Origin of the sequence: Novosphingobium endophyticum (assembly GCF_014640675.1) — a bacterium.
In the GTDB taxonomy this organism is placed as follows: domain Bacteria; phylum Pseudomonadota; class Alphaproteobacteria; order Sphingomonadales; family Sphingomonadaceae; genus Novosphingobium; species Novosphingobium endophyticum.
On sequence record NZ_BMHK01000013.1, the window covers coordinates 1 to 13,803 of the forward strand.

Here is a 13,803-nt window from a genome sequence, read left to right on the forward strand (position 1 = left end):
GGCAAGAAATCCATCAAAACCGCCCGCAAAGCCGCCGGATGGAACCCGGCCTTCCTCACTTCACTCCTCCAGCCCCAAATTCGTTAACCTGGACTCGTTGCCGTGGGCGGCAGCGACGGCCGCCTCGATCTCGCTCTTCATCGGGTTGCGGCGCAGTGTCAAGCCGCCATTCACCTGGAGATTCTCGCCGGTCATGAAGCATTCGTCGCTGCCCAGCCAGACGGCAGCGGCTGCGATATCGTCGGAAGTGCCGATCCGGCCGAGCGGATATCCGGCAAGGAAGGCATCGAACAGTCCGGGCACCTGCCTGGCATCGGACGTCATCGGCGTGTCGGTGAGGCCCGGCGAGATCGAATTGGCGCGAACTCCCTCGCTGCCGAATTCGTGCGCGACGCAGCGGATCACATGATCGGCCCCGGCCTTGGTTCCCATGTAGGCAGCATGGTCGTTGAGCATGATCGTCGCCGTGGCCGAACTGATCTGGATGATCGAGCCGCCCCGCCCGCCCATGCTGCGCGCCATCTTGCGCAACATGGCCTGATAGAAATGGAACGGCCCCACGTACTGGAGCATGGTCATATCCATCAGCTCCTCGTGGGTCGTCTCAAGGAAGGGTTTGAGCAATCCCCAGCCGGTTGCGTTGATCGCGATGTCGATCCCGCCCAGCTTCGCTTGTGCGGCATCGGCTAGCGAATTGACGCTCGCTTCGTCGGTCAGGTCACAGGCTGCCCATTCGCAGCCGTTCGCGACGGCGAACTCCTTGAGGTCATCTTCCTTGCGTCCCGAGACGAGCACTTTCGCGCCTTCCCCAAGGAAACGCGCGGCGATGTGCTGGCCCATGTTGTCCGGGCTGCTAGCGCCGAGAATAATGGCTCTCTTGCCTTCAAGGCGTGCCATCGCTGCTCTCCTTCACATTGCCTGTTCTTGTTGCAAGCATCGCTAGCACGGAGAGCATGCGACCGTTCCTGACCAAAATGGCAGTGGAAGGCTCGGCGTGGAGAGGCGAAAGCTGGCATTCACCACAAATTTCGAGCGGGCAGAGGAGCAAGCCGGACATGGATCTCGGACTCAAGGGCAAGAAAGTCATTCTCACCGGCGGCAGCCGCGGCATCGGCCGCGCGGCGCTCGAACAATTTGCCGCCGAGGGCTGCGACGTCGCCTTCTTCTCGCGCAATCCCGAGCAGGTTGCGGAGACCAGGGAATCGCTTTCGAAGCACGGTGGCAAGATCATCGGCGAAGCGCTCGACATGAGCGACCACGATGCCTACGTCGCCTGGCTCAAGTCGGCCGCCGATCGCCTCGGCGGCTGCGACATCTTCGTTCCGGGCGTGAGCGCATCGGGCTCGGGAGCGACCGGCGACTGGGACATGTGCTACAATGCCGACATCAAGGGCACCGTGCTCGGCTGCGAGGCGCTCGAGCCATACCTCGAGAAATCGGATGCCGGCTCCATCGTCATCATGGCTTCCACCGCCGCGACCGAGACCTTCATCGTCCCGCAGGCATTCAATGCGCTGAAGGCCGCGCTCATTACCTATTCCGGCCAGCTGGCGCAGATGGTCGGCCCTAGGGGTATCCGCGTGAACTGCGTCTCGCCCGGACCGATCAAGTTTCCCGGGGGCAACTGGGAAGCGATCGGCCAGGCCATGCCCGAACTCTACCAGGCAACCGAGGCCACTTTTGCGCTCGGCCGCTGGGGCGGACCCGAGGAAGTGGGCAGGACTATCGTCTTTCTCGCCAGCCCGGCATCATCCTACACCACCGGCACCAATGTCGTGATCGATGGCGGTTACACCAAGCGCGTCCAGTTCTGACGAATTCCCTTACGAGAAGCGATCCGGCGGCGGACTTCGGCATCGAGGTCCGCCGCATTTCTTTTGCGTGTGCCCCCGTCAGGCAATCTTCAGCACCAGCTTGCCGGTATTGGCGCCGCTGAACAGCCGCATGAAGGCATCGTAGGCGTTTTCGAGCCCGTCCTGAACGTCCTCGTCCATGCGCAGTTTTCCTTCGGCCAGCCACTGCGCCATCTTCTGTCCGCCCTCGGCGAAGCGGTCGGCAAAGTCGGCGATCAGGAAGCCGTGGATCGTCGCGCGCTGCGTCAGCACTTTCCAGAGGTTGCGGATGCCGACCTTCTCGGCCGAGTTGTATTCGCTGATGAGTCCGCACAGGACGACGCGGGCATGGAGGGCGAGGTTGAACAATTCGGCCTCCATTACCGTTCCGCCGACGTTCTCGAACACGACATTCGCACCGCCGGGCGCGGCCTCGCCGATCTCGGCAGCCAGCACTTCAATGTCCTTGCCCTTATAGTCGATCGCCGCGTCGAAGCCGTAGTCCTCGATCAGACGGCGGCATTTCTCCTCGCCGCCGGCAATTCCCACCACGCGGCAGCCGGCGATCTTGCCGATCTGCCCGACCGCGGAGCCGACGGCACCCGCCGCGCCCGAAATCAGGATCGTCTCGCCCGGCTGCGGTCTGGCCGTTTCCAGCAAGCCGAAATAGGCCGTGAGCCCGACCGCGCCGAGAGCGGACAGATAGTTCGAAGGCGAGGCCACCAGTCCGATGTCAATCGGCATGGTGAAGCCCCCCGGTATCGAAACGGAATAGTCTTCCAGCGCGTTGAGTCCCATAACCCATTGCCCGGGCGCGAAGTCCGGACTGTCCGAGGCATGGACCACGCCCACCGTCGTCGCGCGCACCGGGTCGCCCAGGGGGATCGGCGGCATGTAGCTGGGTGCATCGTCCATCCAGCCGCGCTGCGCCGGATCGAGCGAGGCATAGCGGTTGCGCACCACGATGCCGCTTGGGGGAGGTGACGGAATCTGCTCTGCGACCAGCGCGAAATCCTCGGGAACGGGCGCGCCTTCCGGCCTGCGCACGAGCAGGAAGCGTCGGTTCTCGTCCATGGCATCTGTCTCCCTTGTCAAGGCCTGCTTGCTCGGCGTTCAGCCCTTCGCGCGCACCTGTGCAAATTGGCAGGTCAGCGAAATCATAAACCGATGCATAACGCTCGGGCAAAGACGGCCAGCGAGCAATTCTGGCACCTTGGGGAGGGTATTCCGATGACATCCGCACCTATTCGCGGAGCGTGGCTTGCTGCGCTCACCTCAACCGCACTTTCAGGAATTGCCGTTCCTGCCTTCGCGCAGGATAGCGCAGAGCAAAGCGCCGAAACCCTCAATCCGAACGAGATCATCGTTTCGGCCCGTCGCCGTTCTGAAACGCTGCAGGATACGCCGGTCGCCATCACGGCGATCAATTCAGCGATGCTGGAAAACAAGGCTTCGGTGAACATCGGCGACCTCCAGGGCGCCGCCCCGAACCTGCTCATCACGCAGCAGAATTCGGGCGCGCAGGCCGCCAACCTCTCGATCCGCGGCCTGACTTACGCCGACATCGAAAAGTCGCAGGAACCGACCGTCGGTGTGGTCATCGACGGGGTGTTCATCGGCACGAATACGGGCCAGCTTCTCGACTTCTTCGACATCGAGCAGATCGAGGTCCTGCGCGGCCCCCAGGGTACGCTGTTCGGCCGCAACACCATCGGCGGCGTCATCAATATCCGCCGCACCAAGCCGACTAAGGAATTCGGCATCAAGGCCGAGGCTTCCTATTCCAAGTGGAACACCTGGTCGACTCGCGCGGTCGTCAACGCCGGCGACGGAGAGAATTTCGGCGTCAAAGCCTGGTACTTCCACAACCAGAGCGACGGCTACTATCGCAACGGCGTGACGGGCAAGCGTGTCGGCGGTTCCAACAACGAGAACTTCGGCGCCTCGTTCCTGTTCGAGCCCACCGGCGGACCGTTCTCGGCGCAGCTCACGGTCGAGAAGCTGGATCAGAAGTTCGACCCCGTGAACTCCAACATCGCCCAGACCGGTGAACTGTTCTGCGCCTTCGAGCCGGCCGAGCAGTGCAATCGCAACAACACCAGCGATCTCTACACGGTCTTCAACAGCCCGGCGATCAGCACGTACAGCGCGCCCGCCGCGACCCTCGAGTTGAACTATGACGCCGGCGCGGTACAGATCACCTCGATCACGGGCTGGCGCAAGTCCAAGGAATTCCAGACCCAGGACTTCGACGCGTCCACGACCGACCTCTATTACGTCAAGCGCACCCAGCACTATCGCCAGTGGAGTCAGGAGCTGCGCTTCGCCGGCAACCTGTTCGACGGCTTCGACTATGTCGTAGGCGGCTTCTACTTCAACTCGAAGTACGACCTCACCCAGTTCACTCGCGTCTTCGGCTTCGACACGACGATCGACCCCGAAGTCTTTGATCCCAACGGCCAGGTGGTCAACGGAAAGACCGAGTCCTACGCGGCCTTCGGAGACTTCAACTGGGCCTTCGCCGACAAGTGGCGCCTCTCGTTCGGCGGCCGCTTCACCCACGACCACAAGGAATTGTCGAACCAGTTCCTGGTCAGCGGGCCAGTGGGCGACGGTTCGGGCAGCTTCAAGAAGTTCACGCCCAAGGTCGGCATCGACTTCCGTCCCAATCCTGACACCATGCTCTACGCAAGCTGGTCGCGTGGTTATCGTTCGGGCGGCTTCAGCCCCCGCGCGGCGACGGCGGAGACGGCCGGCACACCTTACAACCCGGAACAGGTCGACAGCTTCGAGATCGGCGCCAAGCTCGACCTTCTGGACAACATGCTGCAGTTCAACGTTGCGGCCTTCTACTCGAAGTACGACGACCTGCAGCAGAATACGACAATCCCGGGGGGGCCGACCGGCAACCAGACGATCACCTCGAACGCCGGTTCTGCCAAGATCAAGGGCATCGAGGCGGACCTGACGCTGCGCCCGGTCGAAGGGCTCAGGCTCACTGCGACGATGGGCCTGCTCGACAGCCAGTTCAAGGACTTCATCGTCGGCAACGTCTCGCCCACCTCCGGTAACATCGTGCTGTTCGACTATTCGAAGAACAACATGATCTACGCGCCCAAATTCAGCGGATCGCTGGGCGCCGAGTATACCTTGCTGACTGGGTTCGGCGACGTCGTGGGCAATGTCGGCCTGCGCCACATCAGCCCCTATGACCAGCAGATCTCGCTCGGCCCGCTTACAGGCGATCTCGATAACGGTCCGGTCATCGTCAATGGCAACGACCCGCGCGTGCGGGTGAAGTCCCAGGATCTGCTCGATGCCAGCCTGACCGCGCACTTCGACCTGGCTGGGGGCGAGGCCTATGCCACCGTGTTCGGGCGAAACCTGCTCGACCAGCGCCGGTCCAACGCGGCCTTCACCGTGGCGGGGCTGTGGTCGTTCGCTTCGGCGATCGAGCCGAGGACGTTCGGCGTCACCCTCGGCATCAAGTACTGAAGCGCGGGTTGCGGCGTTGACCCTGAAGGGGGACGCGTGGGCTCTCTTGCTTCACGCGTCCCCCGACAAGTTTGGAGCGACGGGAAATGGGCCGTCTTGACGGAAAAATCACGCTGGTAACCGGAGCCGCCTCGGATCGCGGCCTTGGTGGTGCGACCGCCAGGCGCTTTGCCGAGGAAGGCGCCTTCATCTATGTGAGCGACCTTGACGCGAATGGAGCCGAAGCAACGGCACAATCCATCCGGGCGGCTGGTGGGCAGGCCGAGGCGATGGCCCACGACGTTGCCAGCGAAGAGGAATGGGATCGCATTTTCGCTGCAATCGAGAAAGGGCATGGCCGTCTCGATGTGCTCGTCAACAATGCCGGCATCGCCGTGCTCAAGCCGATTGGCGAACTCACTGCCGCTGACTGGACAAGGCAGAACCGCATCAACCTCGACAGTGTGTTCTACGGAACACAGCGCGCCGTCGCGTTGATGCGCAAGGTGGGCCAGGGCGGTTCGATCATCAACCTGTCCTCGATCGCCGGAATTGCCGGCGTGCCCATGTGCGGTGCCTATGGTGCGGCCAAGGGCGGCGTTCGCATCTTCTCCAAGGTCATCGCCATGGAGTGCGCGGCCGAGAACATCCGCTGCAACTCGGTTCACCCCGGCATGATCGAAACCGCGATGCAGGACGTGGCGCGCAAAGACAATCCCGAGGGCTTCGAGCAGATCGTCGCCAGCATCCCGATGCGGCGCCTCGGCGAGCCGCGCGATATCGCCAACATGAACCTGTTCCTTGCTTCGGACGAGAGCCGCTATATTACCGGCGCGGAGTTCGTCGTCGACGGCGGCGTCACCGCTATGTGACGGTGCCCGTCACATAGCGCCTTTGAGCGGCGACGCGGCGGGCCTCAACAACCCCTGGGCGCGCACTGACGGTGAATGTTGATGAAGGAACGGCTCTTGAACAGCCACTTGCCGTCGACCTTGATGCAGGTATCCTCGTAGACGCCGCGATCCCGCAGGGTATTGCCGTCCTGATCATAGACCTCGGACGTATAACTGCGCATCACGGCACTGTCTCCATCGACCTCGATCGAACCCGGCCACGCCTCGAACATGATGCCCGGATAGGACTTCATCGCCTCGATCCACATCGCGACGATCGCCTCGTGCCCCCTGGTGATGCCGATTTCCGGATAATCCGGCAGCGACCACTCCGCATCATCGGCCCAAGTCGCGCCCCAGGCTTCAGCATCGCAGCGAGTCACCGCATCGGCATATGCCTCGAGCAGTTCACGGATGGCGAGGCGATCCTCGATGGGACCGGAATATGGCATGTCTTCAGTCTCCCGCACGTTTCTATGTATCGTCTCATTCTAGCCGGTCCGGCGCGGCCGCAAACTGTAGTTAGGGCCAGCTCAGATCCGCACCAGGGTCTTGCCGATCGTGCGGCCGGACATGAGGTCTATGAATGCTTCGGGCAGCTTCTCGAACCCGTCGCGCAGGTTGGCGAGAGGCTTCAGTTTGCCTTCGGCCACCCACCCCTCAAGCTCGGCCTGAGCCCGGTCGAGGACGTCGGGATAATCGTAAGTGATGAAACCCTGCATCCTGATCCGGTTCACGACGAGTTGCCACAGCGTCTTCACCCCGTAAGGATGGTCGGCATCGTTGTACTGGCCGATCATACCGCAAACGGGTACGCGGCCATGCAAGCGCATCAGCGGCAAAATCGCTTCCAGCATCTCTCCGCCGACATTGTCGAAATAGACGTCCACCCCCTCGGGTGCTGCCTTGGCGATCCCGGCCGCGATATCGGGCGCAGCGCGGTATTCGATTGCGGCATCGAAACCGAGATCGCGGATCACTTTCGCCTTCTCGGCCGAACCGACGAGGCCGATCACCTTGCAGCCCCTCGCCTTCGCGATCTGGCCGACCGTGGAGCCGGTCGCGCCTGCTGCCGCACTGACGACGACGGTCTCTCCCGCCCTGACTTGGCCCACCGCGAAGAGGCCGACCCAAGCCGTCAGCCCGACAGGCCCGAGCGCGCCCATGTAGTGATGAAGTTCGGTGCCTTCCTTCTGATCGACGATCTCCAACCCTAGCGCATTCTCGTCGAGCACGAAATGATCCGACCAGGTACCCATGGCGCGCACGAATATGCCGGCCGGATACTTCGGATTGTTCGACTGGACCACCTCACCAAGCGACATCCCCGCGACCGGTGCGCCAAGCGCCACCGGCGGCAGGTAGCTCGGTCGGTCGTCGAGAAATCCGCGGATCGCCGGATCGACAGAGCCTACGCGCATCGCGACAAGGAACTCGCCCTCTCCGGGAACCGGCATTTCGGTTTCAGCCAGTTCGAAGTCATCGGGCACCGGGACCCCGTGGGGCCGCCGAGCGAGCAGCACATGCTTAACCTTTCCCATGACCACCCGCATAGCGGCTGGACGACCCAAGATAAGGCTAGCGGAAACGCTAGGTTCGGATTCCGGCGTTTCGCAGCAGTCTGACAACGGAAGAGGAGTCCCTGACCGATGACGATGACCGCACAGGAAATGATCGATTTCGTCGACCGTCTCTACACCGCCGCCGGCGCAGGAAACTGGGACACGGCCTCCACAATGCTCACTGACGATTTCGTCGCCCACGAAGCGAACGGCTTGCCGATGGCAGGGGAATATCGCGGCAGAAACGGCCTCAGGGATCTTTATGCGACAGTCATGGCCCTGTGCGACGCGGTCGGGTTTGACCGCGTCGAAACGACCGCCGGCAAGGACCACGCCGTCACCATCCTTTCGATCCGCTTCGCCGATCCCGATCTCGCGCCTGCGGAACTTTGCGAAATGTTCCGCTTCCGCGACGGCAAGTGCTGCGAGATCAAACCCTACTATTACGATCCGGCAACCTTCAATGCCGCCAGCAGAGCCAAGGCCTCGGCCGCCTAGTCCCTGCCGCGAGACGGTCCTGGGCTCAGCACCACGGCCGGGCCCGCAAAGTGGCGTCTGCACGTCGTTTGGGGTGGAGACATGAGCTTCGGCAGGTCGGCAAAGCGCCTCCATGCGGAAGACTTAGGTTCGCGCCAGGCGAGGGATTTGCGTGCCTTTCGCGCGAGACCGGCATGGAGGCCCTTGAAGCACGGCGCCTAACGCCCCTCATCATGGGCTTTGCGCGCTCGATGGCGTGGCCGTGAAGGTCTTTGGAGGGTCCGCCTTTAACTTGCCTTCCCCCCTGTCTCCCGTCTTCTCCGTCCCCGAGCCCATCCCCTGTTCCAGCCGGCCTTTTTCGTGTTCGTCATATGTTCTACCCAAGGCCCTTTCCGATTCGATGGAAGGGACGCACACATGGCTATCAGGGTCGAGCCGTTGGATGGGGCCCGCTTAAGGCTTTCGGGCGATGTCGAGACCTTCCTTGCGCTCATCGACGCCGTTCGGGACGAAGTAGACTACTAGAGGACCGTAGCGCTTCCACGCAGAGGCCGCGCCCGGCGCGGGCTCGTATCGCAAGCGTGCCCAACTCCAGCACCGTACGAGGTCATGGCCGACCGTTGGTCGCGCTGCCTCTCTGTCGCGGAAAAGGGACGGCATGAGGTCAGAACGGGGCGCTGGCAGGCCCCGCTGTCGCGCCAACAGAATTGCCGTTCCAAGGCTCGAAACGGCTCCCTGATAGCTGTCATAGGTTCATGAGACTGTTCCGGTTCGAAGCGACATTGGCGACGCCTGCATCCCCTCGACGCGGCACGATGCCGCGTCCCCTAATCGCACAACGGCAAGAGGGCCTCTACCAGCGTCTCTCCGTCGAGACCCACTCGTCGACCAATCGAGCATACTGCCGCGTGCTCAAGTGGCCGAGGTAATCGATACGACTAGGGAAGGCGAAATCGAGGATCGTCCCGCGACGCCGTTCCAGCCATGCTTCCAGACTCTTTCGGGCTTCGGTCATGATCTCGAACTGCACCGGTCTGCCGGTCTTCTGCTGGATGACGGTCGACCGGTTGCGGATGCCTCCGAAATCTTTGCAAATCAGCTCGATGAACAGCGATTTATCCCACGTCTGTTGAAAATTGTAATTTTGCGGGATAAAGCTCGCGAATGGCCGTCATCCAGCCCTTCTCTGCCGAACAGGAACGCGCACTCATCAACATGCGCCAGCGCTATGATGCATGGATCGAGGCCGAGCGAGAACTCTACGCGATGCCGTACGATCTTAGGCGGAAGAAGGTCGGCGATTACGAATATCTGTATGAGATATTCGATCGCGGCGGGAACGGGAAAAGCCTCGGTCCGTGGGACGAAGAGAGGGAATCTAAATTCGAGGAATACAAGGCGGCAAAGGTCGCACTGAAGGACCGCCGCGACGGTGCCCGGGGCGCGCTCGGTGAGAGCAGCCGGATTGCCCGCGCGTTACGCTTGCCGATGCTCTCGGCAGACGCCGGGCCTATCCTGCGTGAAGCAGACAAGCGGTCGCTTCTTGGGAGCCACGTGCTGGTTGTTGGCACCAATGCGATGGCCGCCTATTCCATCGAAGCGGCGGGCGCTTTTCGCGATGTGCCTGACGAAACCGAAGACTTCGATCTCGCCTGGGCGGCAGACAAGCTAGAAGACGGAACGCAGCTTTGGGACATGCTCAAGGCGGTCGATCCCACTTTCACGGTCAACAGCGAGCGCGAGTTTCAGGCGCGCAATGCAAAGGCCTATGAAGTCGAACTGCTGGTCGCACCCTCGCGCGTTGCGACGCTCGCGGTAAAGGATCGGCCACGACCCGTTCCCCTACTCGAGCAGGAGTGGCTCTTGCCCGGCCGCCGGGTTGATCAGGTCGTTCCTTGCCGCGATGGCAATCCGGCGCGGATTGTCGCGCCCGACCCACGCTGGTTCGCACTCCACAAACTCTGGCTGGGCGCACAGACGAAGCGAAACCCCCTCAAGCGGCGCAAGGACACGGTGCAGGGCACCGCACTACTGGACGCAGTCTCTGAAGCCATGCCGCATTATCCCTTGGACGACGAGTTTGCGGGCGATCTGCCAAGCGAACTGATACCCTACTGGGATGAGTGGACAAAGCGGCGGAAATAGCGACTGTCGGCGATTAGGCTGCGGGCTAGCGACGATGTCCGACGCCACGAAGCTATTGCAGCACGCGATGCCTGCGCCGTCATTCCCGCCCGTCGGAACTCCCGGTCGTGGCCGGAAAACACGCCTGGCGTCCAGGCTCGCAATGAAATCGTCCGCGCTAGCTAGCCGCCGCCTCGGCAGGACAATCTGGAAACGCTGGAGCGGCTATCACTGGCGAAGCCTCGTCGAGACCACAATGCATTGCTTCAAGCTGCTGGGCGAGCGGCTCATGGCGCGCGAATTCGATCGCCAGGTTGCCGAACTGCAAATCCGTGCCGCCATCCTCAACCGCTTCACGGAACTCGGAAATCCCGAAACTCAACGCGTTGCGTAACCGCCTACCATCAAGCGGGGACCTTAATCCCAGATCGATTTGCGCAACAAAGCCCCTTTTCATCGTAGAAGCACATTAGCGCGACGTGGTCTTCCAGCAGGTGGTTGCAGGATTCCAGCTCGCCGGTCGGCGTGATATCGGCCGCCTCTAGATCTGGGCTGTCGGTGTCGGGAGCTTGGATAGCCATGTTATCTTCTCTCTGAAATCAAAGAATGCGGACTTGTTGATCTATATTGCAAATCCGGCAGACGACGCCCGGAGTAGACAGATGATATTCGTGTTCACCCGACAAAAGTCGGCAGCTACGGCAACGCTGATCCTGGTCTCGCGGCGCTTGCCATGATCAACCTCTGCCACTGCGCGAGTTCATTCGCGCGCACCGGAATTCGGCGGCGCATCGGAGAAATAGCGCCTGGGGTTTTCCACCATCAGCGTGTGGATCTCTGCATCGCTCACGCCGCGCGCCTTGAGCGCTGGGATGATTACGTCGGATATGCGGAGCGGGTTCCAGCGCTTTTCATATTCAGCGGCGAGCATCTCTCGCAACGCCGCCGGCTCCTCGTTCTGGGCCCAGCAGAAGCAGGCGTCATTGGAGATGACGATACATTCCGTTGCGCCCGAACGCATGAGCCGAACCAACGCGTCCATGCGGCCGACATCGGATCCTGCCAGTTCGTAGCCGAAGCGATCGAAGCCGATATAGGAACCCGCCTCCACGACCGCCCGGTGATAGCCATGGTCAGCAGTGTTGCAGCTATGGCCGATGACAATGCGGTTTGGCGGGACGCCGTGGCCCAGGAGTGCGGCCTGTTGTTCGCGACCGAGCAGTCCGTCGTCCGAATGCGTCGTGATGGGGCAGCCAGTCTCGTTGGAAGCTATCGCCGCGGCAGCTAGAATCTCCGCCTCATAATCGGTGATCGCGGAGGCAGACGAAGCGACCTTGATGATGCCGCAACGTATCCGTTCGGGACCAACGCCATTGCGTATTTCGTTGATGAACATGTCCGCCACATATTTGCGGAAATCCCCAACTCGGTTAAGTGCGCGCAGATAAAGCAACTTCCCGTTCCAATATGGCGCGCCGCCGAACGCCTGGTTGAACAGGCCCGTCGCTGCGACGATGCGTACGCCGGAGCGGGCGGACACTTCTGCCGAAAGCTCGAGGTCTCGGCCCATATCACCAGGCGCGGGATCAACGATTGTCGCGATGCCCCGGCTTTTGAGTTCCGACAGCCAGTCGACACTACGGGCAATGATCTCTGCCCGCGACGGCGCTGGGACCAGGGTATCGGACGTAGCCCCAGCCATCTGCAGCGTAACGTGCTCGTGCATCAACGTGACACCGAGCTCACCCGGCGGCACGGCGCCCGTGAGCGTATTGACCTGTGCCAATTTCGTTCTCCCAGATCGTGATGGTTGAGCAACGTAAGTCCAGCGAAGAAGCGTACAAGGGGCAGGCCACACCACCAACAAGCCTATGCGGATGTGATGGACCAGCCTGCTTACCTGAGATTTTCCCCAAGGGTTCCAAATCTTACTGAGTCACAAAACTCCACCGCGGTCGCAGGTCACAAAACGGGTACAACCCGCGAAGATCAACCGACACCCTCGCCCGTTACTGGTACACGCCACCCCACCCGGCAAAGAAGACTGCAGGATTGCAAAGTTCGCAACTGTTTCGTGCGCCGGTAGGCGGGAGCATTGGCCTCTCCCCGTTCGCAGGCACTGAATGATGATTATGCCCTCGCCATGCGTACCCGCACATCTGCCGGTCAGACCCGTTCCACGGCCAGCGCCAGACCCAGACCGACACCGACGCAGAGCGTTGCGAGGCCCCGTTTGCCGCCGCTCTTCTCCAGTTGATGCACCAGAGTCAGCGCCAGGCGGGCGCCCGACATGCCGAGCGGGTGACCCAGCGCGATAGCGCCGCCATTGGCGTTGACATGCGGGGCATCGTCGGCGAGCCCCAGATTGCGCAGGACCGCCAGAGATTGGCTGGCAAACGCCTCATTTAGTTCGATCGCGTCGAAATCGTCCACGGTGAGCCCCAGACGCGCCATCAGCTTCTGCGTGGCCGGTACGGGGCCGATGCCCATGACACGCGGCTCGACGCCGGCGGAGGCGAGCCCCAGGATACGCGCGCGCGGCGTCAGTCCGTGTAGCTTGGCGGCAGTCTCGCTGGCAATGATCAGCGCCGCCGCGCCGTCGTTGATGCCGGACGCGTTGCCCGCCGTGACCGTGCCGCCGGGACCGAAAAGCGGCCTCAGTTTCTGGAGGTCCGCCAGGGTCGTGCCGCCGCGGGGATGCTCGTCGATGCCGACCTCGATCGTCTCCCCCTTTTTTGCGCCGGGGACGGCCACGGGAATGATCTCCTCGGCGTGGAAGCCGCTCGCCTGCGCGGCTGCCGCCCGCTGCTGGCTGCGCAGCGCGAAAGCGTCCTGATCATCACGGGAGACATTGTGATCCTCGGCCACGTTCTCGCCGGTGCGGGGCATCGCTTCTGTGCCGTACAGTGCGTCGAGGGCGGGGTTCACGAACCGCCAGCCCATGGTGGTGTCCTCGATCTTCTGATTGCGGCCGAAAGCGCTGTCGGGCTTGCCCATGACGAAGGGCGCCCGGGTCATGCTCTCGACGCCGCCGGCGAAGGCCAGGCCCATCTCGCCCGCACGGATCGCACGCGCCGCGCTGCCCACGGCCTCGAGCCCGGAGGCGCAGAGGCGATTGAGCGTCACGCCCGGCACATCGTGGGGCAGCCCCGCCAGCAGCAGGCTCATGCGTGCAACATTTCGATTGTCCTCGCCGGACTGGTTGGCGCAGCCGTAGAAGACCTCTTCGATAGCGGCGGGATCAAGGCCGGAATTGCGCGCCACGAGCGCCCTGATCGGCAGGGCGCCGAGATCGTCCGCCCGCACCCGCGCCAGAATGCCGCCATAGCGGCCGATGGGCGTGCGGACCGCGTCGCAAATGAAAGCCTCAGTCATGGATCGTTCCTCTGGAAAACCTCGCCGCGCGTCCGTCATGGCGTCGACCAAGTCAAACCGATTGTC

At 62.4% G+C, this 13,803-nt stretch carries 12 protein-coding genes and 2 pseudogenes; 6 read left to right on the forward strand and 8 right to left on the reverse strand.

Translation table 11 applies throughout. The features are described from left to right. Window positions 1-60: 60 nt before the first annotated feature. Window positions 61-897: an SDR family NAD(P)-dependent oxidoreductase gene (locus IEX32_RS10820; protein ID WP_188771371.1), complete on the reverse strand. Its 837-nt coding sequence runs from the start codon at window positions 895-897 to the stop codon at window positions 61-63. A gap of 158 nt (window positions 898-1,055) precedes the next feature. On the opposite strand from IEX32_RS10820, the gene IEX32_RS10825 reads away from it, so the two are divergent. Then, on the forward strand, window positions 1,056-1,814 hold the full coding sequence (locus tag IEX32_RS10825) for an SDR family NAD(P)-dependent oxidoreductase (RefSeq protein WP_188771373.1): 759 nt from the start codon (window positions 1,056-1,058) through the stop codon (window positions 1,812-1,814). Window positions 1,815-1,892: 78 nt separating this feature from the next. Here IEX32_RS10825 and IEX32_RS10830 read toward each other — a convergent pair whose 3' ends face one another. Continuing rightward, the gene (locus tag IEX32_RS10830) at window positions 1,893-2,906 is read right to left on the reverse strand and encodes an NADP-dependent oxidoreductase (RefSeq protein WP_188771375.1); all 1,014 of its coding nucleotides are present in this window, start codon (window positions 2,904-2,906) and stop codon (window positions 1,893-1,895) included. 156 nt (window positions 2,907-3,062) lie between these two features. Here IEX32_RS10830 and IEX32_RS10835 point away from each other — a divergent pair, with 156 nt between their 5' ends. Next, window positions 3,063-5,327, forward strand: coding sequence for a TonB-dependent receptor (locus tag IEX32_RS10835; RefSeq protein WP_188771377.1), 2,265 nt, complete (start codon window positions 3,063-3,065; stop codon window positions 5,325-5,327). 86 nt (window positions 5,328-5,413) lie between these two features. Continuing rightward, window positions 5,414-6,178, forward strand: coding sequence for an SDR family NAD(P)-dependent oxidoreductase (locus tag IEX32_RS10840; RefSeq protein ID WP_188771379.1), 765 nt, complete (start codon window positions 5,414-5,416; stop codon window positions 6,176-6,178). Window positions 6,179-6,222: 44 nt separating this feature from the next. On the opposite strand, the gene IEX32_RS10845 is transcribed toward IEX32_RS10840, so the two are convergent. After that, a complete protein-coding gene (locus tag IEX32_RS10845) occupies window positions 6,223-6,651 on the reverse strand; it encodes a nuclear transport factor 2 family protein (RefSeq protein WP_188771381.1) in 429 nt (142 codons plus the stop codon). Window positions 6,652-6,732: 81 nt separating this feature from the next. Beyond that, complete coding sequence (locus IEX32_RS10850; RefSeq protein WP_188771383.1) at window positions 6,733-7,740, reverse strand: NADP-dependent oxidoreductase; 1,008 nt, start codon at window positions 7,738-7,740, stop codon at window positions 6,733-6,735. 114 nt (window positions 7,741-7,854) lie between these two features. On the opposite strand from IEX32_RS10850, the gene IEX32_RS10855 reads away from it, so the two are divergent. Beyond that, window positions 7,855-8,259 (forward strand): nuclear transport factor 2 family protein, encoded by a 405-nt coding sequence (locus IEX32_RS10855; protein ID WP_188771577.1) that lies wholly within the window; start codon window positions 7,855-7,857, stop codon window positions 8,257-8,259. 850 nt (window positions 8,260-9,109) lie between these two features. Here IEX32_RS10855 and IEX32_RS10860 read toward each other — a convergent pair. Beyond that, a pseudogene (locus tag IEX32_RS10860) lies at window positions 9,110-9,319 on the reverse strand (site-specific integrase); the annotation flags it as partial. 83 nt (window positions 9,320-9,402) lie between these two features. On the opposite strand from IEX32_RS10860, the gene IEX32_RS10865 reads away from it, so the two are divergent. Both IEX32_RS10865 and IEX32_RS10870 read left to right on the forward strand, forming a co-directional pair. Next, a complete protein-coding gene (locus IEX32_RS10865; protein WP_188771385.1) occupies window positions 9,403-10,383 on the forward strand; it encodes a GSU2403 family nucleotidyltransferase fold protein in 981 nt (326 codons plus the stop codon). A 45-nt stretch (window positions 10,384-10,428) separates the two neighbouring features. Continuing rightward, window positions 10,429-10,756, forward strand: a pseudogene (locus tag IEX32_RS10870) (transposase); the annotation flags it as partial. Window positions 10,757-10,766: 10 nt separating this feature from the next. On the opposite strand, the gene IEX32_RS10875 reads toward IEX32_RS10870, so the two are convergent. From IEX32_RS10875 to pcaF, 3 genes are all read right to left on the reverse strand, one after another. Further along, window positions 10,767-10,943, reverse strand: a complete 177-nt coding sequence (locus tag IEX32_RS10875; RefSeq protein WP_188771387.1) for a hypothetical protein — start codon at window positions 10,941-10,943, stop codon at window positions 10,767-10,769. Window positions 10,944-11,122: 179 nt separating this feature from the next. After that, the gene (locus IEX32_RS10880) at window positions 11,123-12,148 is read right to left on the reverse strand and encodes a phosphotriesterase family protein (RefSeq protein ID WP_188771389.1); all 1,026 of its coding nucleotides are present in this window, start codon (window positions 12,146-12,148) and stop codon (window positions 11,123-11,125) included. Window positions 12,149-12,528: 380 nt separating this feature from the next. Beyond that, complete coding sequence (pcaF, locus tag IEX32_RS10885; protein ID WP_188771391.1) at window positions 12,529-13,737, reverse strand: 3-oxoadipyl-CoA thiolase; 1,209 nt, start codon at window positions 13,735-13,737, stop codon at window positions 12,529-12,531. Window positions 13,738-13,803: the final 66 nt, after the last annotated feature.